The 20,287-nt window shown below is 68.4% G+C and carries 21 protein-coding genes; 12 read left to right on the top strand and 9 right to left on the bottom strand.

From position 1 onward, the window contains the following. Positions 1-372 precede the first annotated feature (372 nt). Positions 373-1,131 carry an acyl-ACP thioesterase domain-containing protein gene (locus tag ABZ552_RS31760; protein ID WP_281919061.1) on the top strand — a complete coding sequence of 253 codons (759 nt, stop codon included), beginning with the start codon at positions 373-375 and terminating at the stop codon, positions 1,129-1,131. On the opposite strand, the gene ABZ552_RS31755 is transcribed toward ABZ552_RS31760, so the two are convergent. Next, positions 1,128-2,576: a mannitol dehydrogenase family protein gene (locus ABZ552_RS31755; protein ID WP_357441608.1), complete on the bottom strand. Its 1,449-nt coding sequence runs from the start codon at positions 2,574-2,576 to the stop codon at positions 1,128-1,130. The two genes, ABZ552_RS31760 and ABZ552_RS31755, sit on opposite strands and share 4 nt — an antisense overlap. Positions 2,577-3,056: 480 nt before the next feature. Here ABZ552_RS31755 and ABZ552_RS31750 point away from each other — a divergent pair, with 480 nt between their 5' ends. Genes ABZ552_RS31750 through ABZ552_RS31740 form a run of 3 tightly spaced genes read left to right on the top strand, consistent with a single transcriptional unit; the run spans position 3,057 to position 4,799 of the window. Continuing rightward, positions 3,057-3,536 (top strand): DNA starvation/stationary phase protection protein, encoded by a 480-nt coding sequence (locus tag ABZ552_RS31750; protein WP_281874248.1) that lies wholly within the window; start codon positions 3,057-3,059, stop codon positions 3,534-3,536. Then, positions 3,536-3,970, top strand: a complete 435-nt coding sequence (locus ABZ552_RS31745; protein ID WP_281874246.1) for an anti-sigma factor — start codon at positions 3,536-3,538, stop codon at positions 3,968-3,970. The genes ABZ552_RS31750 and ABZ552_RS31745 overlap by 1 nt, the downstream gene beginning before the upstream one ends. Next, positions 3,960-4,799 carry an RNA polymerase sigma factor SigF gene (locus tag ABZ552_RS31740; protein WP_357441587.1) on the top strand — a complete coding sequence of 280 codons (840 nt, stop codon included), beginning with the start codon at positions 3,960-3,962 and terminating at the stop codon, positions 4,797-4,799. Before ABZ552_RS31745 ends, ABZ552_RS31740 begins: the two co-directional genes overlap by 11 nt. A 6-nt stretch (positions 4,800-4,805) precedes the next feature. Here the strand turns inward: ABZ552_RS31740 and ABZ552_RS31735 are convergent, their stop codons facing one another. Then, a complete protein-coding gene (locus ABZ552_RS31735) occupies positions 4,806-5,039 on the bottom strand; it encodes a hypothetical protein (protein WP_281874241.1) in 234 nt (77 codons plus the stop codon). Between the two features lie 386 nt (positions 5,040-5,425). Here ABZ552_RS31735 and ABZ552_RS31730 point away from each other — a divergent pair, with 386 nt between their 5' ends. Beyond that, positions 5,426-7,444: an AMP-binding protein gene (locus tag ABZ552_RS31730; RefSeq protein ID WP_281881042.1), complete on the top strand. Its 2,019-nt coding sequence runs from the start codon at positions 5,426-5,428 to the stop codon at positions 7,442-7,444. Positions 7,445-7,495: 51 nt separating this feature from the next. Here ABZ552_RS31730 and ABZ552_RS31725 read toward each other — a convergent pair whose 3' ends face one another. Both ABZ552_RS31725 and ABZ552_RS31720 read right to left on the bottom strand, forming a co-directional pair. Continuing rightward, complete coding sequence (locus ABZ552_RS31725) at positions 7,496-8,860, bottom strand: wax ester/triacylglycerol synthase family O-acyltransferase (protein ID WP_281874239.1); 1,365 nt, start codon at positions 8,858-8,860, stop codon at positions 7,496-7,498. 192 nt (positions 8,861-9,052) lie between these two features. After that, positions 9,053-9,703 carry a hypothetical protein gene (locus tag ABZ552_RS31720; protein ID WP_281919059.1) on the bottom strand — a complete coding sequence of 217 codons (651 nt, stop codon included), beginning with the start codon at positions 9,701-9,703 and terminating at the stop codon, positions 9,053-9,055. 198 nt (positions 9,704-9,901) lie between these two features. Here ABZ552_RS31720 and ABZ552_RS31715 point away from each other — a divergent pair, with 198 nt between their 5' ends. Then, the gene (locus tag ABZ552_RS31715) at positions 9,902-10,396 is read left to right on the top strand and encodes a hypothetical protein (RefSeq protein WP_281874235.1); all 495 of its coding nucleotides are present in this window, start codon (positions 9,902-9,904) and stop codon (positions 10,394-10,396) included. A gap of 54 nt (positions 10,397-10,450) precedes the next feature. Here ABZ552_RS31715 and ABZ552_RS31710 read toward each other — a convergent pair whose 3' ends face one another. The 3 genes from ABZ552_RS31710 to ABZ552_RS31700 all read right to left on the bottom strand — a co-directional run bounded on the left by ABZ552_RS31710 (position 10,451) and on the right by ABZ552_RS31700 (position 12,417). Further along, positions 10,451-11,218 carry a hypothetical protein gene (locus tag ABZ552_RS31710; protein ID WP_350356339.1) on the bottom strand — a complete coding sequence of 256 codons (768 nt, stop codon included), beginning with the start codon at positions 11,216-11,218 and terminating at the stop codon, positions 10,451-10,453. 189 nt (positions 11,219-11,407) lie between these two features. Next, positions 11,408-11,782, bottom strand: a complete 375-nt coding sequence (locus ABZ552_RS31705; protein ID WP_281874233.1) for a helix-turn-helix domain-containing protein — start codon at positions 11,780-11,782, stop codon at positions 11,408-11,410. Positions 11,783-11,928: 146 nt separating this feature from the next. Then, a complete protein-coding gene (locus ABZ552_RS31700; protein WP_281919057.1) occupies positions 11,929-12,417 on the bottom strand; it encodes a nitroreductase family deazaflavin-dependent oxidoreductase in 489 nt (162 codons plus the stop codon). 173 nt (positions 12,418-12,590) lie between these two features. On the opposite strand from ABZ552_RS31700, the gene ABZ552_RS31695 reads away from it, so the two are divergent. Further along, entirely contained in the window at positions 12,591-13,457 is an 867-nt protein-coding gene (locus ABZ552_RS31695; RefSeq protein WP_357441584.1) for a mycofactocin-coupled SDR family oxidoreductase, read from the top strand. 15 nt (positions 13,458-13,472) lie between these two features. On the opposite strand, the gene ABZ552_RS31690 is transcribed toward ABZ552_RS31695, so the two are convergent. Both ABZ552_RS31690 and ABZ552_RS31685 read right to left on the bottom strand, forming a co-directional pair. Continuing rightward, positions 13,473-14,051: a TetR/AcrR family transcriptional regulator gene (locus ABZ552_RS31690; RefSeq protein WP_281874228.1), complete on the bottom strand. Its 579-nt coding sequence runs from the start codon at positions 14,049-14,051 to the stop codon at positions 13,473-13,475. Between the two features lie 95 nt (positions 14,052-14,146). Continuing rightward, complete coding sequence (locus tag ABZ552_RS31685; RefSeq protein ID WP_357441582.1) at positions 14,147-15,022, bottom strand: LLM class F420-dependent oxidoreductase; 876 nt, start codon at positions 15,020-15,022, stop codon at positions 14,147-14,149. Between the two features lie 339 nt (positions 15,023-15,361). On the opposite strand from ABZ552_RS31685, the gene ABZ552_RS31680 reads away from it, so the two are divergent. The 5 genes from ABZ552_RS31680 to ABZ552_RS31660 all read left to right on the top strand — a co-directional run bounded on the left by ABZ552_RS31680 (position 15,362) and on the right by ABZ552_RS31660 (position 20,286). Next, entirely contained in the window at positions 15,362-16,564 is a 1,203-nt protein-coding gene (locus ABZ552_RS31680; RefSeq protein WP_281874225.1) for a cytochrome P450, read from the top strand. Positions 16,565-16,625: 61 nt separating this feature from the next. Then, a complete protein-coding gene (locus ABZ552_RS31675) occupies positions 16,626-16,853 on the top strand; it encodes a ferredoxin (RefSeq protein ID WP_281874223.1) in 228 nt (75 codons plus the stop codon). Next, a complete protein-coding gene (locus tag ABZ552_RS31670; RefSeq protein WP_159839742.1) occupies positions 16,853-17,404 on the top strand; it encodes a nuclear transport factor 2 family protein in 552 nt (183 codons plus the stop codon). The genes ABZ552_RS31675 and ABZ552_RS31670 overlap by 1 nt, the downstream gene beginning before the upstream one ends. 5 nt (positions 17,405-17,409) lie before the next feature. Beyond that, a complete protein-coding gene (locus ABZ552_RS31665; RefSeq protein WP_357441579.1) occupies positions 17,410-18,660 on the top strand; it encodes a hypothetical protein in 1,251 nt (416 codons plus the stop codon). Between the two features lie 24 nt (positions 18,661-18,684). After that, positions 18,685-20,286 carry an acyl-CoA synthetase gene (locus ABZ552_RS31660; protein ID WP_357441577.1) on the top strand — a complete coding sequence of 534 codons (1,602 nt, stop codon included), beginning with the start codon at positions 18,685-18,687 and terminating at the stop codon, positions 20,284-20,286. Position 20,287: the final 1 nt, after the last annotated feature.

The following is a 20,287-nucleotide window of genomic DNA, read 5'->3' as shown; positions in this document are numbered from 1 at the left end:
CCGTAGGCGGGGCCCCATTGGCGCGGCCCCCGCACCTGCTACGCCTCGCGAGGTCCTCGGCCCCGTCGTCCGGCCGCTGAAGCCGATGGATCTCGTCGCTCGGACAGGTTGCGATCCGGCCACTCGGGGCGGGGGACGGTCAGGCTGCCCCGTTCCTGGATCCGGCACGCGCACTCGCCGACGGGCGGCGCCCACGGGACCCCGCAGCGTACACGACGTGATTGCCATCCGATCACGAGCTAACTGCTGGCGATTCGCTTTCGGTGCGGCATGTTCCATGAAATTTACTAATAAAACCGCCCATCTTCTCGTATAGATGACGATATGCGCGTACTCGTCGCCGGAGTGGCAAATAGCTGGCATCATCCGGTCATGGTCATTCCCAGCGTGCTGCCGGAACCGCCGGCCGTCCTCACTCCCTTCGAGACGGGATGGCCCGTGCGTCTCGCCGACACCGACCGCGACCAGCGCCTGCGACTCGACGGCGTCGCGCGCTACCTCCAGGACGTCGGTTACGACCATCTCGACGTCTTGGCGGACGGCGATATCCACCGGCTGTGGGTGATCCGCCGGACAGTGATCGACGCCCTCAAACCACTCGCGTTCGGTGAGTGGGCGACGCTGCGGCGCTGGCCCTCGGCCACGTCCACCCGGTGGTGCGCGATGCGGGTGCAGATCTCCGGCAGCGCGGGCGGCCTCGTGGAGACCGAGAGCTTCCTCATCCACTTCGGCACGGAGTCGGGCGTGCCGACAAGGATGAGCGACCGGTTCCTCGCGCCCATGCTGGCGTGCACCACCGAGCATCGGCTCCGTTGGAAGGCCGAGCTCACCGAGCCCATGCCGGCGGCAGGTGAACCCGGCGTGCAGATCCGGCCCTTCCCGCTGCGGGTCACCGATATCGACCTGCTCGACCATATGAACAACGCCGTCTACCTCACCGCGCTCGAAGAGGTACTCGCCGATCACGCCGAACTGAAATCCGGGCCGCACCGCGTGGTCGTCGAATACGGGAAGCCGGTGCGGTCCGGCGAGAACGTCGAGCTCGTCGCGCGACGCGGGGAATCGAGCCTGGACGTGTGGTTCGCGGTCGGCGCGGATTGCCGCGCGGTCGCCCGCGTCACTCCTCGTTAGCGGGCCAGCTCCGCCACGGTGGCGTGCGCTCCCCTGGTGCGCAGGCTGTGCAGAGCGGCCGAGTACGCGGCCACGAACCGAGGGTGCTCGATCAGGTCGCCGAACAGCGAGCGCTCACCGAGAAAGGCGGCGGGTTCCTCGCGCTCCCGCCGGGCGAGGGGAATCAGCCGGTCACGCAGCCGGTCCACGATCTCGATCGGTTCGCCGTGCTCGTCGACGCCCTCGGCGTAGCGAGCCCAGCTCGCGACGACCGCCGCCGCGCACTCGATGTCGCCGCCGGAGGCGAGCTGGGCCCGGACCACCGGCAGCAGCCACTTCGGAATCCGGTCGGAGGATTCCGCGCACAGCCGGGCGATGGTGTCGCCGATCGCGGGGTTGGCGAACCGGTCGAGCAGCGTCCGCTTGTAGTCGTCCAGGTCGACTCCGGGCACCGCACGCAGCGTCGGCGTCGCCTCGGTGTCCATATAGCGCAGCAAGAAGCGCCGGAAGGCCGGGTCCCGCGCGGCTTCGTGGACCAGCCGGTAGCCACTCAGATAGCCGAAGTAGCACAGCGCTTGATGGCTCGCGTTCAGCAACCGGAGTTTCATCAGTTCGTACGGGGTGACATCGTCGACGACCTGCACTCCGACTTCCTCGAGGGCCGGTCGGCCGAGTCCGAACGAATCCTCCAGCACCCACTGGACGAACGGTTCGGTCACTACCGGCCACTGATCGGTGAGGCCGTAGCGACGCTCGATCTCGCCGGTCGCTGCGGCGGGGGTCACCGGCGTGATCCGGTCCACCATCGAATTCGGGAAGCACACCTGCTCGGCCACCCAGGATCCGAGTCCGGGATCGCGCAGCCCGGCGAACGTGCCGAACATCCGCCGCGCGACGTTCCCGTTGCCCTCGATGTTGTCGCACGACAGCACGGTGAACGGCGCGACGCCGCGGGATCGGCGCCGGGTCAGCGCTTCGGTGACGAGCCCGAAAACCGTCACCGGCGCCCCGGTCCCGGCGAGATCGGCGCGGATGCCGGGATCGTCGGCGTCGAACTCCCCGGTGGCGGCGGCGATGTGGTAGCCACCCTCGGTGATGGTGAGCGAGACGATCCGGGTGGCGGGATCGGCGAGTTTCGTGACGACGGCCTCCGGATCGTCCGGCGCGTACCGGTACTCGATGAGGGAGCCGATCGTGCGTGTGGTCCACGTGCCGTCCGGCTCGACCGTCGACAGCGTGTACAAGCCGTCCTGGGCCCGTAGCACATCGCGCATCCGGCGATCACCGGGCAGGACGCCGACCCCGCAGATACCCCAGTCCTGCCCGAGCCCGCGTTCGAGCAAGCGGTCCACGTACATCGCCTGGTGGGCTCGATGGAACGCCCCGACTCCGAAATGCACTATGCCCGTCGAGATCCGGGATCGGTCGTAACTCGGTGTCGAGACGCGACCGGCGAATCCCGCCATCGTCGCTGCCCGTAAGGGCGTCGCCGTCCGCTCCGGCATCACGCACCTCCCCGTGTTGTGTGGATCACACCATAGTGCAGCGACGGTCCCGGGCCGGGCGGCGCGGCCTCGGTGCGTCGAGCTGTCCGAGCCGGTCGCCCGGTTGCGGATCAGCACCGTGGTGCGGCGATGGCATTGCCGCCTCCGGACGGACCCGAACGGTCCGCACACACAGAAGCGGGGCGGGTGCGAATTCGGTCACGTCGTCGCCGATCGCCACCGTGTCGCGTCGCTCCGCTCGGCCGACCGCGTGGTGCCCGGCATCGGTCCTACCAGCCTGTTCGCGCCCCCGCTCCGCTTGGACGAGTCGAGCAGCAGGGCCGCGCCATGAGCCGGGGCGCCCGCCCCGTTTTCCCGGCCCGGCACTCTACCGGAAGGTTTAGCGCGGCACGACTGGGTAGACCGTCGATGACCCGGATCGACGGCAGAAAGGTGCAAACCATGTCCCAACCCATCACCAGTACGTTGGACCCGGAACAGCAGCGCATCGCGGGCGAGACTCTGCAGGCGACGGTGGTCGACCTGATCGACCTGTCGCTGATCGCGAAGCAGGCGCACTGGAACGTGGTCGGCTCCAACTTCCGGTCGGTGCACCTGGCGTTGGACGAATTGGTGACCGCGGCGCGGGAGTTCACCGACGCGGCCGCGGAACGCGCCACCGCCGTCGGCGTCAGCCCGGACGGGCGCGCCGCGACCGTGGCCAAGGATTCCGGCGCGCTGGGCATCGGCGAGGGCTGGCAGCAGGACACCGACATCATCGACACGATCGTCGGCAACCTCGCCGCCGTGATCAAGCGACTACGTGAGCGGATTGCGGCGACCGAGAAGGCCGATCCGGTGACCCAGGATCTGTTCCTGGCGATCGCGGCCCGGCTGGAGCAGTTGCACTGGATGTGGCAAGCGCAGCTCGCCACGGTCTGATGCGGCTGATCACGTGCGCGTTCGGCGCGCCCGCCACCGAGACCACCACGGTCGCGGTGCGGATCCCCGCCGACGCGCGGCACCTTGCCTTGATCCGCGCGCTGAGCGACACCGTCTGCCTGGTCGCCGAGGTGCCGCTGGACGCGGCCGCGGATATCCGCCTGGCGATGAACGAGGCGGCCACCATGCTCATCGCGGGCGCCGTTCCCGGCTCGACGCTCGGCTGCGCGTTCACCTACGGCCTGGGCCGGATGAGCGTGCGCGTCGACGCCGTGGCCGTGGCCGAGGTCGAAAGCGACCCGTTGAGCTGGGAATTGGTCCGCATGCTCACCAGTTCCCGGTCGATTTCCCGTGACCCTTTTGATTCCGATCTCGGCGGGTACCCGACCGTTATCGAATTCAGTTGGGAACGAGGACCATTTGATGACACGTGAGTTCACGACCGACGGAAATGCCACGGCGAGCCGTACCCGCGCGGGCGATAGTTACGACAACATCGAGCCGTGGTTCGAGAAGATGGCCGCGATGGAGGAGGGCGATCCGCACCGCGCGGCGCTGCGCGAGGAGGTGATGCGGCGCTGTCTTCCGCTTGCCGAGCACATCGCCCGCAAGTTCTCCGGTCGCGGTGAGGCCTACGAGGACCTGCTGCAGATCGCGCGGGTCGGGCTGGTACTCGCGGTGGATCGGTTCGACGTCTCGCGCGGCAGTTCCTTCCTCGGGTTCGCGGTTCCCACGATCATGGGCGAGGTGCGCAGGCACTTCCGGGACAACACGTGGTCGTTGCGAGTGCCGCGCCGCCTCAAGGAGATTCAGTTGCGCGTCGGCCCCGCCACCGAAGCGCTGTCGCACCGCCTCGGCCGGATGCCGACGGCCAGGGAGATCGCCGAAGAGCTGGACGTCGAACTGGGTGAGGTCACCCAAGCGCTCGTCGCGAGCAACGCCTATCAGACCAACTCGCTGGACACCGGCGGCCGAGAGGACGCCGAGGGCGCGCCGCAGTCGCTCGCCGACACGCTCGGCGCCGAGGAACCGTGCTACAACCTGCTGGAGCAGGCGATGGCGGTGCGTCCCCTGATCGCCGAGCTGCCGCCGCGCGATCGGCAGGTGCTGATCATGCGCTTCTACGAGTCCCGGACCCAGAGCCAGATCGCCGAGCAGCTGGGCGTCTCCCAGATGCAGGTCTCGCGCATCCTCGCCCGCATTCTGGGCAACCTGCGCGAGCGCGCGCTCGGCTCCGACGAACTCGCGTCGAGCGCCGCCTGAGGCGGTCTAGGTGCGCGGTCGCGCGGCCGACTCGGTCATCGGCGTGGCGGAGACCTCGCCCGTCCAGCCGCACGGCAGGGCGCAACTGGCGATGACCTTGGTCTCCATATCGCCGTTGTCGTAACGCACCGTGGTGGTGGCCGCGTAAGCGGGATAGCCACACGCTCGGCATTTGCCGAAGAAATCGAGGATTTCCTCGGCGCGGGAGTGCGCGATTCGTCGTGCGGGCTTGTCGTCCATAACCTCTCCAGCCAGCGTGCGGTCCTGCCGAGCAGGCGTCTGCGACGTTAGGAGCGGCGGTCGGCGGACGGCGGGCGTTTACGTGATCGTTGGGCTGATTCACAGGCGCGGCGCGCGTGCTTTGGGCCGGTTCCCAGGCGCAGGTGAATGCTGGGCAATCGCAGCGTATTTCCTGCGTATCGCTGGTAGTGGCGACGAGCCGGGGGCTACTTGACCTTATCTGTGACTGACGTTACAAAGGAGCTACCCGCCGACCCGAAGTTCTTCGAACCGGCCGACGAGAAGTGCACAAGTTGGTTACCGATGTCATCGATGTGGTCGCCGAGTTCGCGATCGCCCGCAAGACCATCTGGGATCTGCTGCTCGAACCGCAGACGTATCCGCGCATGTTCACCGGTATCGGTGCGTGCGAGCAGATCCAATCGGCCGATGGCACCGTCGTCTGGCAGATGCGCGTCGGCACCTACCGGTCCGGCATCCGCACCCACCAGATCCGGCTGAGCGTGGGCCGGTGGTACGAGAGTTTCGAGATGCAGTACGCCGCGCTGGGCAGTTTCGCGTCGGTGCGGCTGCACGGCGACGAGGAGCGCACCAAGGTCACGGTCACCTATTTCGCGCCGAGCCGGGTGCACCCGCGCGTGGCCGAGTTGTCCAACGTGGCGATCGCGGACTGGACCAAGAGCGGGCTGAAGCGGGTGGCCGACGTCGCGAAAGGCGCGCGCACGTCCTTGGTCGTCAACGGCGAGGATTCGCCGATCCGGCGCAACGCGGGCGTCGCGCGGCAGATGGTGGCCACCGGCGTCGTGCTGCCGGTTCGTCTCGATCGCAGCTTCAAACAGCTGCGCTCGCTGGCGAAGTGGGGGTTCAATCTGGCGGGCGGGTACGCGGCGGGAGCGGCGTCCACGCCAGAGCGCATCGCCGTCATCGATGATCGCGGCACCCGTACCTTCGCCGACATGCACGAGCGGACCAACGCGCTGGCCGGCGCGATGGCGGCGCACGATCTCGGTCCGGGTGACGCCATCGGCCTGCTGGCGCGCAATCACGCGGCCATGGTCGAATGCATGGTCGCCGCGGGCAAATTGGGCGTGGACGTGGCGCTGCTCAATTCCGGGCTCGCGGGCCGCACCATCGAGGAGATCGTCCAGCGCGACCGGTTGTCGGCGCTGTTCGTCGACGGTGACCTGGAGGAGTTGGTGCGCTATCTGCACGCCGACATCCCGCGATACAACACCGACGAACGCCCCCCGGTGCCGGACCGGACGACCGTGAACCAACTCGTCGCCGAGGGGCACACGACCTTCCGCACGCCTGCCCAGCCGGGCCGGCTCATCGTGCTCACCTCTGGCACCAGCGGGACGCCGAAGGGGGCGCGCAGGCCGCATCCGAAGGGCTTCGGGTCCATCGCGGCCTTGCTGTCGCGCATCCCGATGCAGATGGACGAGACCATGCTGATCCCCGCGCCGCTCTTCCACACCTGGGGGCTGGCCGGATTGCAACTGAGCACCGCGCTGCGCGCGACCGTGGTGCTCGCGGAACGCTTCGACGCGGAAGACTGCCTGCGCCGCATCGCCGAGCACAAGGTCAACACGGTGATCGTGGTGCCGACCATGGTGCAGCGCATCCTGGATCTGCCCGCGCACGTGCGCGGCCGCTACGACACCTCCAGCCTGCGGCACATGATCAGCTGTGGTGCGCCGCTGGCCGGCGCGACCGTCGAGCGTTTCATGGACGCCTACGGCGACGTCCTCTACAACGTCTACGGCTCCACCGAGGTCTCGTGGGCGACGATCGCCACCCCCGAGGACCTGCACACCTCCCCGACCACGGCGGGACGCCCGCCACTGGGCACCAAGGTCGCCGTACTCGGACCGGATCATCGCAGGCTGCCGATCGGGGCCACCGGTCACATCTTCGTCGGCAATCACATGCTGTTCGACGGTTACGTCAACTCCGCGCCGCCGGACGAGGCATACGGCATGCTCGACACCGGCGATCTGGGTTATCTCGACGCCGCGGGGCGGCTGTTCATCGCCGGGCGCGACGACGAGATGATCATCTCCGGCGGCGAGAACGTCTTCCCCCGTCCCGTCGAAGAGGCGCTCGCGCATTTGCCGCAGGTCAGCGACGTCGCGGTGGTGGGTGTGCCGGACCACGAGTTCGGTCAGCGGCTGGTGGCGTTCGTGGTGAAAAGGGAAGGGGCGGGGCTGGATTCGGATATGGTCCGCACCTACATCCGCAACCGGTTGAGCCGCTTCTCGGTCCCGCGGGACGTCACCTTCCTGTCGGCGTTGCCCCGCGGCGACACGGGCAAAATCCTCAAGCGTCTGCTCGCCGGTCCCGGCGCGGCCACACCGGAGCTGCCGCCGTCGATCAACGGGCTGGGGACGGCGAGTTCGTCCTGACCCCGCCTGCTGGGCGCGACGAGGTCTCGGCACAACGGCAGCGTCCGGCGATCAGTAGACGGTGTCCTCCAGATCGGTCAGCGCGGATTCCAAGTGATCGAGCAGCCTGGCCACATCGGGCACGCTGCGGCGGCAGGCGACGATGCCGATGTCCAGGCTGTCGGCGCTGCTGGTGAGGGTGATGTTCACCGCCTGGCCGTCGAGCGGGATCGACAGCGGATAGCTGGCGGCGACGCGGGCGCCGTTCCAGTACTGGGGTTCGCGCGGCCCCGGGATATTGGAGATGACGATGTTGAACGGCGGGCTGGTCAGCGCGACCGTGGCGGGCAGCAGCAGCGACAACGCGAGCGGACTCAACGTCAGCGCCGAGAGCGACACCGCCTGTACGGGCGAGAGCGCCCGGTAGATCTCCTTGCTGCGATGCATCGAGGAGCTGATCGCGGCCAGCCGCGCGGCCGGGTCGGGCAGGTCGGTGGCGAGATTGCACAGCAGCGCCGCGACGGCGTTGCCCCCGCTCGCGCCGTCGTCGGATTCCGGACGCAGGGAGACCGGCACCATGGCGATCAGCGGCTTGTCCGGCAACGCGACGTGTTCGAGCAGATAGGTGCGCAGCGCACCGGCCGACATGGCCAGCACCACGTCGTTGAGCGTGGTGCCGGTCATCTTCTTGACTTGCCGGATCCGGTCCAGCGGCCAGGAGCGGGCGGCGCACCGGCGGGCCCCGCCGATCGGGACGTTGAACATGGTGCGCGGCGCGGCGAAGGGCAGTGTCAATTGCTGTTCGAGCAGTGCGGTACGGGCGAGGCGTAGCACGGAAGGCGCCGAGCCCGCCGCGGCGAGCAGCGCACGCGCCCGGGTGCCGAGCGTGTGCTTGCGCGGTTCGTGCTCACGGCGCCCGGTCGACGGCGGAAGATGCCAGGGCACCAGCGCCTCGCCGGACTCGGGGTCGGTGGTGAGCGTTCGCTGCAGCAGCCGTTGCGCGCCGACGCCGTCGATGAGCGCGTGGTGCATCTTCGCGTACAAGGCGACCCGGTCGCCGGCGAGCCCTTCGATCAGATGTGCTTCCCACAGCGGCCGGTGCCGGTCGAGCAGGGTGCTGTGCAGCCCTGCGGTCACCTCGGTCAGGGCGTCCAAGCCCCCCGACTCCGGCAGCGCCCAGCGCTGGACGTGGTAATCGAGCTCGACGGCGCTGTCCACCGTCCAGGCCAGCTGCGGAGTGCCGAACAACCGGGCCGGGCGCTTGCGGAACATGGGGTGGAAGTTCTGGTCGGCCGCCAGCGTCGCGTACGCGCGCCGGGCGAACTCGGGCCCGGTGCCGTCCGCGGGGTCGAAGATCGACAGCGAACCGACGTGCATCGGATGCTCGCGTGATTCCGCGACGAGGAACAGGGCGTCCACCGGCGAGATGAATTCCATGGGCAGTTCCCTCCTGGCGACGCTCGACTCCGCCACGGTCTGGTTCAGGACGTGGGGGAAGGTCGGCGACGGGCGGCCGGACTGCTCATGGCGCGGGATGCCGCGCCGGTCGAACGACGATCCACCAACCGATGATTCGATGCCGAATCCGGACCGGCTGGGCGGTTCGCCGCGGAATTGTGCGTCTGGGTCTCAGGACAGGCGGCTGACCGGCCAATCCTGCGGCAGCTCGAGGCGTTCGCTGATCATGTTGATCGCGTTGTGCAGCGCCTGGATCTCGTCGACACCGCTGGCCACCGACGCGCCCTGCTCGCTGATGTGGAACCGGCACAGATGCTTGCGCCGGTCGGCCGCCAGGTAGGGCCTGCCGATGATGATCGACAACGAGCTGTCGGCATCGCGCAGCGTGCGGGCGGCGATGAGAGCCTGCGGTTCGTGCACGGCGGTCGTGGCGGCGCGCGACGGACGGGTGGGGGCGGCGGGGAACCCGGGGTCGGAGGGCTCCGTCACGGCGAAGTGCGCGCCGTGGCTGTTGGCCTCCCGCAGCTCCTGAGCGATCTCCTGGAAAGCGCGGTACAGAGCGGCGATGGAATCGGCGCCGTGCGCCCACCGCTCCCCGATGCCCTGGATGCGGAATCCGCACACCACGCCGGTGTCACCCGGTGCCATCTGCGGTTTTCCCACCTCGATCGACACTTCTCGCGTGGCATCGGCGACGGTGCGGGTGGCGATCACCTCCCTGATCCGCCGCCATTTCGTGCTCGCGATCGCACCGCCGTGTTCGGACTCGCGCACTGCGGGCGTGGTCGTGTCACCAGTGACCCGCGCCGGTATCGCTCTCATGATTTCTGGAGTACCCAAGTTGGACCCCGGTTTATCCTGCGGTTCGAGGTGACCTGGACCGCAGGGTGAAGACACGCCGGACCGGCAAAAGGGCTACCGGACGGTTAACGCGCCTCGGGTTTGGCAGGCTGTCGCCGAGGTGTGATGGTGGGGCCGCGACGATGAGGAGGGGCGGACGAAGTGGTAACGATTGCGCAGTTGCGAGCGGTTCTGTCGATCCTGCGCGTCGACCCGGAGGAGGTCGGCGGGCGACTGGACGACACGGGTCTGCGTGGTCCGGACGCCGAGCGCGTCCTACTGATCGGTTTGCTACATCGGATCGCGAGCAGTGAGCTGCGCCAAGTCGTCACCACGACGATGGACGAGGAGGAGGCCGCCAGGGCCGCGGCGGTGAGCACCCTCCCGGTGAACGGCGAGAACCCCACGGAGCAGGCGCGTTTCGACGCGCACTGGTTGCACGACCGGATCGGCGCGCTGGCGGCGGGCGCCACCGTGGATCCGGTGCCGGTGCTGTTGGACGCCGCCGCGCGGTCGGCGGACGCGGCCGAAGTCCTGCTGCTGCTCAGCCGCAATCCCCGCGGCCACGACGCGGACACCAGATGGGAGCGCGCGCTCGACGATCTGGGGCGCGCCTATCACCTGATCAACGACGAGCGCGTGGGACGCTCGAACACGACGACCGCGCCGCTGTAGCGGCGCGGTCGTCGAAGGTCTCGCCCGGCGGCGTGGCACACCGCCGGGACGGAATCACTTGGGTTGCGCGGGCGTGGCCTGGACGGGTTTGTCGGCGAAGCGGGTGGTGCCCTCGGCCGCCTGCAGCGTGGTGAGCAGGTCGACGCCCGCCACGACGAGCGTGGGTCCGCCGACCGCGATGGTTCCGAGGATGCCGCCGAGGCTCGCGCCGGTCAGCAGGCCGGCCACACAACCGAGGGCGATGGTGACCAGGCAGCCGATCGTGGCGCCGATGGCGGTGCCGACGAAACCTCCGATGGCCGTGGCCAGTCCGAACTGGCTGGCGAATTCGTCGCGGGCGCGCTGATTCTCGGTCATCGACGCGACCGGTGTGGCGACCAGCGGTTCGGTGATCGCGACGCCTTCCGGCCGGGTCGGCTTCAGCTCCAGCACCGTGCTGTCCTTCTTCACCTCGGGACGCACCGGAATGGCGGCGCCCGCGAGCCGGAAGTCGAGCGGCAACGTCATGGTGACGTGGCCGTCGCGGTCGCGGATATCGACCACGTCGATCACTTGCGCGATATCGGCCGGGGTGCCCGTGTGGTCGACGAGCACTCCGTCGCGCTCGGTTAGTCGGGCGTGCTCGTCGCCTGCGGGCTGATCACGCAGCGCTTTGGACAATTCGAAGGTCCCGCCCCGGAGTGCGGCGACCACGGTCTGGTCGACGATCTTGGCCGAGTAGGTGATGTCGGGAGCCGGCTCGGCGTGCGCGGCGCCCGCGCCGATGGTGAGCGAGCCGATGGCGAGTATCGCTGCCGCAGTGGTGCCGCGGAGTTTCATCATTCGTCCAATCCTTCATCGGGTTCACACCTGCGTCCAGCACGGCCGGACCCGCGCACTCCGGCGGCGCAAGAGCAGTCGTTCAGGGTCGCTGAGCAGCCTAGCAGCGCCCACAGCAACCTATGAGCGTTCCGGCTCGACCGGTCGGAGATATCGAATGATTCTCCGACCGGCCGATTTTCGAATCGGCGATCAGTGCGCCGCGGCGAGTTCGCTTGCCTGCTCGGCGCGCAAGATCATCGCGCTGGTGCCGGGCGGCCACTCGAGTCCCGCGTCGAGCCGGTCGAGCACCTCGGCGCTCGGCTGCGCGTTGCGCGACCGCTCGATCTCGCTGACCAGCTTGGCCGGCGGGCCGCCGTTGCCCGCCACATCCGCCTGGGTCCACTTCCGCTCCCGCCGCCGCGCACGCACCCGCGCGGCGAGCGCGTCGAGGTCGAGCGCGACCTCCGTCTCGACCTCGTCCGGAAGCTCCGGCGCCGGGCGCGCCGGCTCGCCGGGCTCGTCCGTCCGGTGCTTCTCGCGCAGCATTCCGCTGGTGATCAGCCTGGACCGTTTCCGCCTACCCATTTTCGCCACACGCTCTCCCATCCTCTGTCGAGTCGATCGATTGCGTCGCACTGCTCCGGCGGCGGACAGCGCCCAGCGCGCCGGGAACGCTGAACATCATGGAGGGAGGGCGGGTGCGGACCGCGTTCGACGCGCCGGGCGCGGGCTCAGTGCCCCTCGTCGTCCGGCCGCAGAATCAGCACCGGTATCTCGCGCTCTGTCCAGGATTGGTAGGCGTCGAAGTCCGCGTAGAGCGCTACCAGCGAGGGCCACAAGCGTTTTCGCTCCTCCGGCGTCGCCACCCGGACGCGGACGCGGCGCTGCTCGGCGCCGATCTGCACCATGGCCGCGGGATGTGCCAGGAGGTTGAAGTACCACTGCGGATGGTTCGGCAACCCGCCCTGCGAGGCGACGATCACCAAATCGTCGCCGTCGACGAGGTACAGCAGCGGGGCGGTGAACAGCTTGCCCGATTTGCGGCCCCGATGCTCGAGCAGCAGCGTCGGCACCGGTTTGCGGAAGCCCGCTCCGATCCGCCATCGCCCGCCGACGTGTCCCGCGGTCCGGCGGAAGACCCACACCTGGGCTCTCGACATGTACTTGATGAGCGCCGCGACCAGCGGGGAATCGAGATGGCGCGGCCGGTTCGGCGTCATCGAACGCCCCGATCGCGAGGGGATGCGCAGGCGTACTCGAGTGTGGTGGCGAATGATTGATCCATACCCTTGTCCGTAGTATCGTCCAGACAGATGTCCGGTTACTATTCCATAGCGATACGAGGCGTGTCGCGGCGGTGGCGGGAACCGGCGACGAGCACGGTGGAGGAAACATGGATCGGGTCAGCGGCAAAGTCGTTCTGGTAACCGGTGCGGGGCGTGGGCAGGGCCGCAGTCACGCGGTCGCCTTGGCCGAAGAGGGCGCCGACATCATCGCCTTCGACATCTGCGCCGACATCGCCAGTAACGAGTACGCGCTGGCCACCGAAGCGGACCTGGCGGAGACGGAGGAACTGGTCGCGAAGACCGGCCGCCGGGTCGTGGCGCGCAAGGTCGACGTGCGGGATCGTCCCGCGCTGCACGAGGCGATCGAGGCGGGCGTCGCCGAACTCGGGCGCCTGGACGTGGTCGTGGCGAACGCCGGGATCTGCCCGCTGGGCCACCACGTGCCGCTGCAGGGATTCGTCGACGTCTTCGACGTCAACTTCGTCGGTGTGGTGAACACCGTGCACGCCGCGCTGCCGCATCTGGGCGCGGGCGCCTCGATCATCGTGACCGGTTCGGTGGCGGGCTTGGTGCCGCAGACCGGGTTCAACGGCCAGCAGGCCCTGCAAGGCCCCGGCGGCGACGGCTACGGTCTGTCGAAGAAGATGATCCGGTCCTACACGCAGACGTTGGCGTTGACGCTGGGGCCGAGTTCGATCCGCATCAACGCGGTGCACCCGACCAATGTCGACACCGACATGCTGCACAATCCGGGCATGTATCAGATCTTCCGGCCCGACGTGCAGAACCCGACGCGCGCCGACGCCGAGGTCACCTTTCCGTTCATGCAGGCCATGCCGATTCCCTACGTCGAATCCTCGGACATCTCGCATGCGATCACGTTCCTGGCCTCCGACGAGTCGCGCTACGTGACCGGTTTGCAGATGTTCGTCGACGGCGGGGCGTCGCTGAAACTGGGCCTGGCCGGGCAGTGACGCAGGCCCGCCGCGTCACTGCAGGATGAGCAGCGCGGACCGCTCGATGCGGTCCGCGATGTCGGAATACGATTCGTAGCCCATCCCGGCGTGGACCAGCGCGCCCGCATACAGCAATTCGAGCGATTTCAGAATGTCCGCGTCGGGACTTCCGGACAGCGCATGCGCGAGCCGGGCGCGAATTTCCAGACCGATGCGCGCCCGCAAATGTTCGACATCCGGATCGCGGCCGAGCAGTGCGCTGGTGACCGCGCCGGACAATTCCGGTTCGTCGGCGACGAGCAACGCGATGCTGCGGAGTTCGGCGATCACGCGCACGGTGGCGTCCGGATCCGTGCTGACGGGCGAGGGCGTCGCGCGCAGCCTGCGCCAGAAGATCTCCGCGACCAGGTGCTCCTTGGACGAGAAATAGGTGTAGGCGGTGGCGGTACCGACCTTGGCGTTGGCGGCGACCATCCGGATGGTCATGCCCGCGAACCCTTCCCGGGAAAGCACTTCCAGCGCCGATCTGGTGAGTTTCTCAACGGTGTCGGCTTGTTTTCCGGACAAGCGCCGCCGCGTCGCCTCGACGGTTCTGGAATGGCTTTCGGACATCTGTCTAGACTAGTGTTGTCATTCTGTTCGGGCAACTTCCATGGTGGGCGAACGGGTGTATGTCCGACCACTGTGGAAATGCCCGTGCGTGAGCGCTACGGCCGGGCGCCCATGCCGAGTGGCCGTCCCACGGCGGTCAGCTTGCCGGAGAGTCGTTCCAGATAGGCGAGCACCGCCGGTTCATCCTTGTCCGGCAGCCCGTAGACGACGTCGGTGACGCCCGCGCGCTCCCAATCGTCCAGGCGGGCGGCGTCCGGTGTGAAGTCGAGAGCCACCACGCGTGGACGTCCGCAGCGACCGGCCTGCTCCCAGATCTCGTGCAGCAGTGCGAGCCGATCCGTGATCTCCGTTTCTCCCGGCGTGGTGATCCAGCCATCGGCGGACTCGGCTATCCAGCGGAAGGTGCGTTCCGTGCCGGCCGCGCCGATCAGCACCGGCACCGCGCGCCGCACCGGCTTGGGCCACGCCCAGCTCGGTCCGAAGCGCACGTACTCGCCGTCGTGGCTCGCCTCGTCCTGGCTCCACAGCGCCCGCATCGCGGCCAGGTATTCGCGCAGCACGGTGCGTCGTTTGCGCGCCGGCACGCCGTGGTCGGCGAGTTCGTCGGTGTTCCAGCCGAATCCGGCGCCCAGCAGCACCCGGCCACCACTGAGATGGTCGAGGGAGGCGATCGTCTTGGCCAGGGTGATCGGATCGTGCTCCACCGGGAGCGCGACGGCGGTGGCCAGCTCGATGCGCTCGGTGACGGCGGCCGCCATGGACAACGCCACCCATGGGTCGAGCGTGCGCAGGTACCGGTCGTCGGGCAGGGACGCGTCCCCGGTCCGCGGGTGCGCCGCGGTACGCGCGACCGGGATATGGGTGTGCTCGGGGACGTAGAAGGAGGCGAATCCCGCCTGCTCCGCGGCGCGGGCGGCCGGGGCGGGCGCGATGCCGCGGTCGCTGGTGAACAGCACGATGCCGAATCGCATGGGAACCCTTGTCTCGTCGAGTCGTTCGGTGTGGCGTCCGTCTTCCGCCTGCCGCGCTTCTCGCCGGGTCGAGGCGGCTGTCTGAGTCTAGCTGTCTGGACAACTGTTCGGAAGCTAGTCCGGTTAGTATACCGCAGCAAGAACGCGTTTCTGTTTCTCGGCGGGATGGGGCAGATCGACGGCATCGGCCTCTGGGTTCGAAAGAGATCGGTCGTTCGGGGATTGTCCTGAAAATGTGTCAGTGGTACCGTCCAGACACATGTCCAGCTATGTGTCTCCCAGGTGTGCGGTCCAGCCGCCCCCAGTGGGGAACGTGTTCTCGGTTTGGGAGTGTGGGCGATGACCGCTGCGGTGGAGCCGCTGGTGTTCGATCCGTATGACTACGGGTTCCACGAGGATCCGTATCCGACGTATCGGAGGCTGCGGGAGGAGGCGCCGCTGTATCACAACCCGGATCTGGGGTTCTGGGCCTTGTCGCGGCACGCGGATGTGGTCGGGGCGTTCCGTGACAGTGCGCGGTTGTCGAGTGCGAACGGGGTGTCGCTGGATCCGGCGGCGTGGGGGCCGCATGCGCATCGGGTGATGTCGTTCCTGGCGATGGACGATCCGCGGCATATGCGGATGCGGCGCTTGGTGTTCAAGGGGTTCACCCCGAAGCGGGTGGCGGAGATGGAAAACCGGATCCGGGAGCTGACGCTGTCGTATCTGGAGCCCGCGGTGGCCGGTGGTCGTTTCGATTGGATCGATGCGGTGGCGGGCAAGTTGCCGATGGACGTGATCTCGGAATTGATGGGGGTCCCGGCAGCGGATCGGGTGGAGATCCGCCGGTTGGCGGATCTGGTGGTGCACCGGGAGGACGGTGTGCTGGATGTTCCGGTGGCCGCGGCGGAGGCGTCGATGAAGCTGCTGGTCTATTACGCCGAGATGGTGGCCGAGCGGCGGCGTGCGCGGCGAGAGGATCTGACTTCGGCTCTGCTGGACGCGGAGATCGAGGGCGACCGCTTGTCGGACGAGGAGATCATCGGGTTCTTGTTTCTGATGGTGGTGGCGGGAAACGAGACCACCACCAAATTGCTGGGTAACGCCTTGTATTGGGGGGCGCGTAATCCGGGGGAGTACGCGAAGGTCGCCGCGGACCCGGATCTGGTCTCGGACTGGGTCGAAGAGACCTTGCGTTACGACACCTCCAGCCAGATGGTGGCGCGCACGGCGGCCGAGGATCTGGACTATCACGGCGGCACGATCCCGGCGGGGTCGAAGGTGCTGCTGCTGATCGGTTCGGCCAACCGTGATCCGGATGTGTTCGACAACGGTGACAGTTTCCGCATCGATCGTGCCGACAAGTCGGGTTCGGCGAGTTTCGGTGCGGGAGTGCATTTCTGCCTCGGCGCTCATCTGGCCCGGCTGGAAGCGACGATCGCGTTGCGGGAGTTCGCCTCGCGGGTCGCGAGTTTCGACATCGTTCCCGACGGCATCCAACGCGTGCATTCGTCCAACGTGCGTGGATTCGCGCACCTACCCATCACCGTGGAGACGCGATGAGCCGCCGATCCGAACGGTTCCGCAGGCCGGGCTCGTCGCACCGGATCGCGCGGAGCCGGTCATGAGAATCCGGGCCGATCTGGATCTGTGCCAGGGGCACGCGGTCTGTCAGGCCGAGGCGCCGGAGGTGTTCCGGGTGCCCAAACGTGGCCGGGTCGAAATCCTCGACGACGGGCCGGACGCCGGCCTCCGGCCCGCCGTGGCGGACGCGATCCGTTACTGCCCTACCCAAGCCCTGTCGATCGCCGGCGAAGGCGCGACCGACCCCTCCCCGAAAGGTACCGACTGATGCCAGGTTTCGACCGCGCCGAGCTCGACGAGATGATCCAGCGCTGGATCGTCGAGAACCAGCGCTGCGAGGAAAAGGGCGACTGGAAGCCGCTCGCGCAGATGTATACCGAGGACGCCACCTACGGCTGGAACTACGGCCCCACCCAGGAGTTCATGGCCGTCGGGCGCGACGAGATCCGCGATCTGGCCCTCGGCCAGGAGATGGCCGGGCTGGAGGGCTGGACCTACCCCTACCAGGAGTTCGTGGTCGACGACCGCACCGGCAACGTCATCGGACTCTGGAAGCAGGTCAGCGAGGCCACACGTCCGGATGGGCGCAACTACTCGCCCGAGGGCATCGGCGGCAGCTGGTTCCGCTACGCAGGCGACTTCCAATGGTCCTGGCAGCGCGACTTCTTCGACTTCGGTAACGTCTCGGCGCTGTTCCTGGAGATGATCACGAACAAGGCGCTGACGCCGGGCATGCAGAAGCGCATCGAGCGCTCCGTCTCCGGCCAGCCACTGCCCGGCTGGTATCGCGTCGGCGAGTCCCCCGTTCCGCTGTGGTGACCGACATGGCCGCACCACACAGCCGATTCGCCGACCTGGACCGGGACACCCTGGCGGCGCTGGTTCCCGAATTGCTCCTGTGCGGGCACCTCATCGACCGCTCCGGCATGGCCCATTCGATCGCCGCCTTCGGCCGCGAGGGCATGACCGCGATCGCCATCGAGGAGTGGCAGGTGGCCAGCCCGGTCTACACCCGGCGCATGCAGCGGGCGCTCGGTTTCTCCGGCGACGGCGTGGAGACCATCTTCAAGGGCCTGCAACTGGACATCGGCGCCCCGCCGCAGTTCATGGACTTCCGGTTCCGGGTCGACGACCACCACCGCGGCGAGTTCTGGCTCGACCACTGCGGTGCGCTGGCCGATGTGGAACCGATGGGCGATGACTTCGTCGTGTCGATGTGCCACGACATCGAAGACCCCACCTTCGACGCGACCGCGCTGGCCACCAACCCGCACGCCCAGGTCCGGCCGATCCACCGCCCGCCCCGCCGTCCGGCCGACCGCAAGCCGGTGTGCGCGTGGACGGTCGTCATCGATCCCGCTCACGTGCCGCCGCCGGTGCCGCCCAACGCCGAGCTGGTCGCGGGATCCGCGGCGGCCGGACTGGAGCTGGCCGCGATCGACCGCGACGACGAAGGGCGGCCGGACTACTCCGGCCCCCTGCTCAGTGATGTGCGCTTCGCGGACTTCTCCCGCTCCGCGCTGGTCCGTCTCGCCGACGAGGTGTGCCTGCAACATCATCTGCTCACCCTCGGTTTCATGATCGCGGTGCGCGCCCGGGTGGACGCCGCCGCGGCGCTGGAGATCGGGCGTAAACAATTCGCGGGGATCGCCGGGCTGACCAGTGAGCGCTTGCGCGATTGCCTCGGTCTCGGTGACGACGCCGCCGCGCTCGCGACGGTGCTGCGACTGCATCCGGCGCTGAACCCATTGCCCTACACCGATATTCAGATCGAGGAGACCGGCGGCACGGTCACGGTGACGTTCCCGGCCGCGAGCGGCGCGCACACCGACGGAACCTGGCCGTCGATGCTCGACCCCGACCACCTGCAGCCGCTGAACACGCTGGTCCGCGGCGTGAACCCGCGCTTCTGCGCCGAAGTCGTCGCCGCGGGTGAGTGGGGTTGGCGCGCCGCCGTCACGCTCGGCGACAAGTCGTTCCGGGAGGCGACCGAGGTCGCGCTGACCCGGTTCAGCACCGGCGCCGCCTTCACCTTCACCGACCGGGGGATACCCCTGCCGCTCACCGTCGTGTGACCGCCCACCCAGAGATGGAACGACATGGCCAACAACTTCGCCGACCTCTTCGAGCATTCCGTGGACGCCATGCCCGAGCGGGTGGCGCTGATCCAGTCCGGCCGCCGGGTGACCTTCGGTGAACTCGACGCCCGTGCCAACCGCCTCGCGCACCATCTGGCGAGCGTCGGCGTCGCGGCGGGAACGCACGTGGGTTTCCAGATGCACAACAGCATCGAGACGATGGAGACGCTGATCGCGTGCTTCAAGCTCGCCGCGGTGCCGATCAATATCAACTACCGGTACGGCGTGGCGGAACTGGCCTACGTCTACGCCAACGCGGATCTCGAAGTGCTCGTGCACCATTCCTGTTACGCCGACGCCGTGCGGGAAGCCCGTGCGCGGACACCCGCGCTGCGGCACACGATCTGCGTCGCCGACGAAGGCGGCCCCGCCGCGGAGGGCGCCGGTTACGAGTCCGCCCTTGCCGGTCGGCCCGCCGATCGTCCGGCGGTTCACCGCAGCGCCGACGACCTGTTCATGATGTACACCGGCGGGACGACCGGGATGCCGAAAGGCGTCATGTGGCGGCAAGAGGACATGTGGCGGGTCCTCGGCGGCGGCATCGACTTCTACACCGGCGAACCGGTCGCCGACGAGTTCCAGCAGTCCCGCACCGGAGCCGGGATCGATCCGAGCAGGTGGCTGGTGCTGCCGCCGCTGATCCACGCCGCCGCCATGATGCCCACCTTCACCGCGCTGTGGTCGGGCAACACCGTGATCTTCGAGTCCCGCTTCGACGCCGCGCGCGTCTGGCGGACCGTCGCCGAGCAACGCCCGCAGGTCATGGTGATCACCGGCGACGCCATGGCCAGACCGTTGATCGAGGCGTACCAGCGCGAGCCGGTGGACGCCTCGTCCTTGCTCGCGATCGCCTCCGGCGCCGCGCTGCTGTCGCAACCGGTGAAGAACGCGCTGCTGGAGCTGTTCTCCTGGGCGGTCGTCTCGGATTCCATCGGATCGTCCGAAACCGGCTTCGGCGGCATCGGTTTCGCCCGGAAAGACGACGACCCCGCCCGCGGCCCCCGCGTGCAGACCGGCCGCGGCGCGGTCGTCGTGGACGACGACGGCCGCCCTGTCGCGCCCGGATCGGAGGGCTGGCTGGCCAAGACCGGCAACGTGCCGATCGGCTACTACAAGGACCCCGGCAAGACCGAGAAGCTGTTCAAGACCGTCGACGGCGTCCGCATGGTCGTCACCGACGACCGAGCCCGCGCCGAAACCGACGGCTCGATCACGCTGCTCGGCCGCGGCAATATGGTGATCAACACCGGAGGCGAGAAGGTGTTCGTCGAAGAGGTCGAAAGCGTGGTGAAGACCCACGAAGCGATCTACGACGCGGTGGTGATCGGGGTGCCGCACGAACGCTGGGGGCATCAGGTCGCCGCCGTGGTGTCGCTGACCGGCCCCGGGCCGCTCCAGTTCACCGACCTGCACGCGCACGTTCGCACTTTCCTGGCCGGATACAAAGTGCCCAAACAGATCTGGGTGGCCGACGCCATCGTGCGCGCGCCCAGCGGCAAACCCGACTACCGGTGGGCCAAGCAGTACGTAGCCGGTCGAGGGCCCGACCACAAGGCGGACTGAC

The organism is Nocardia sp. NPDC019219 (assembly GCF_040632645.1).
GTDB classification, from domain to species: Bacteria; Actinomycetota; Actinomycetes; order Mycobacteriales; family Mycobacteriaceae; genus Nocardia; species Nocardia sputorum.
Note: the sequence above shows the minus strand (reverse complement) of the source record. Positions and strands in the feature narration are given on the sequence as shown.

Coding starts and splice junctions, on each gene's coding strand:
- ABZ552_RS31750 (WP_281874248.1), top strand. CDS start 3,057: ATGTCCCAACCCATCACCAGTACGTTGGACCCGGAACAGCAGCGCATC.
- ABZ552_RS31755 (WP_357441608.1), bottom strand. CDS start 2,576: ATGGCGGGATTCGCCGGTCGCGTCTCGACACCGAGTTACGACCGATCC.
- ABZ552_RS31690 (WP_281874228.1), bottom strand. CDS start 14,051: ATGTCCGAAAGCCATTCCAGAACCGTCGAGGCGACGCGGCGGCGCTTG.
- ABZ552_RS31695 (WP_357441584.1), top strand. CDS start 12,591: ATGGATCGGGTCAGCGGCAAAGTCGTTCTGGTAACCGGTGCGGGGCGT.
- ABZ552_RS31665 (WP_357441579.1), top strand. CDS start 17,410: ATGGCCGCACCACACAGCCGATTCGCCGACCTGGACCGGGACACCCTG.
- ABZ552_RS31735 (WP_281874241.1), bottom strand. CDS start 5,039: ATGGACGACAAGCCCGCACGACGAATCGCGCACTCCCGCGCCGAGGAA.
- ABZ552_RS31670 (WP_159839742.1), top strand. CDS start 16,853: ATGCCAGGTTTCGACCGCGCCGAGCTCGACGAGATGATCCAGCGCTGG.
- ABZ552_RS31685 (WP_357441582.1), bottom strand. CDS start 15,022: ATGCGATTCGGCATCGTGCTGTTCACCAGCGACCGCGGCATCGCGCCC.
- ABZ552_RS31680 (WP_281874225.1), top strand. CDS start 15,362: ATGACCGCTGCGGTGGAGCCGCTGGTGTTCGATCCGTATGACTACGGG.
- ABZ552_RS31740 (WP_357441587.1), top strand. CDS start 3,960: ATGACACGTGAGTTCACGACCGACGGAAATGCCACGGCGAGCCGTACC.
- ABZ552_RS31745 (WP_281874246.1), top strand. CDS start 3,536: ATGCGGCTGATCACGTGCGCGTTCGGCGCGCCCGCCACCGAGACCACC.
- ABZ552_RS31660 (WP_357441577.1), top strand. CDS start 18,685: ATGGCCAACAACTTCGCCGACCTCTTCGAGCATTCCGTGGACGCCATG.
- ABZ552_RS31720 (WP_281919059.1), bottom strand. CDS start 9,703: ATGAGAGCGATACCGGCGCGGGTCACTGGTGACACGACCACGCCCGCA.
- ABZ552_RS31710 (WP_350356339.1), bottom strand. CDS start 11,218: ATGATGAAACTCCGCGGCACCACTGCGGCAGCGATACTCGCCATCGGC.
- ABZ552_RS31725 (WP_281874239.1), bottom strand. CDS start 8,860: ATGGAATTCATCTCGCCGGTGGACGCCCTGTTCCTCGTCGCGGAATCA.
- ABZ552_RS31730 (WP_281881042.1), top strand. CDS start 5,426: ATGTTCACCGGTATCGGTGCGTGCGAGCAGATCCAATCGGCCGATGGC.
- ABZ552_RS31760 (WP_281919061.1), top strand. CDS start 373: ATGGTCATTCCCAGCGTGCTGCCGGAACCGCCGGCCGTCCTCACTCCC.
- ABZ552_RS31705 (WP_281874233.1), bottom strand. CDS start 11,782: ATGGGTAGGCGGAAACGGTCCAGGCTGATCACCAGCGGAATGCTGCGC.
- ABZ552_RS31700 (WP_281919057.1), bottom strand. CDS start 12,417: ATGACGCCGAACCGGCCGCGCCATCTCGATTCCCCGCTGGTCGCGGCG.
- ABZ552_RS31675 (WP_281874223.1), top strand. CDS start 16,626: ATGAGAATCCGGGCCGATCTGGATCTGTGCCAGGGGCACGCGGTCTGT.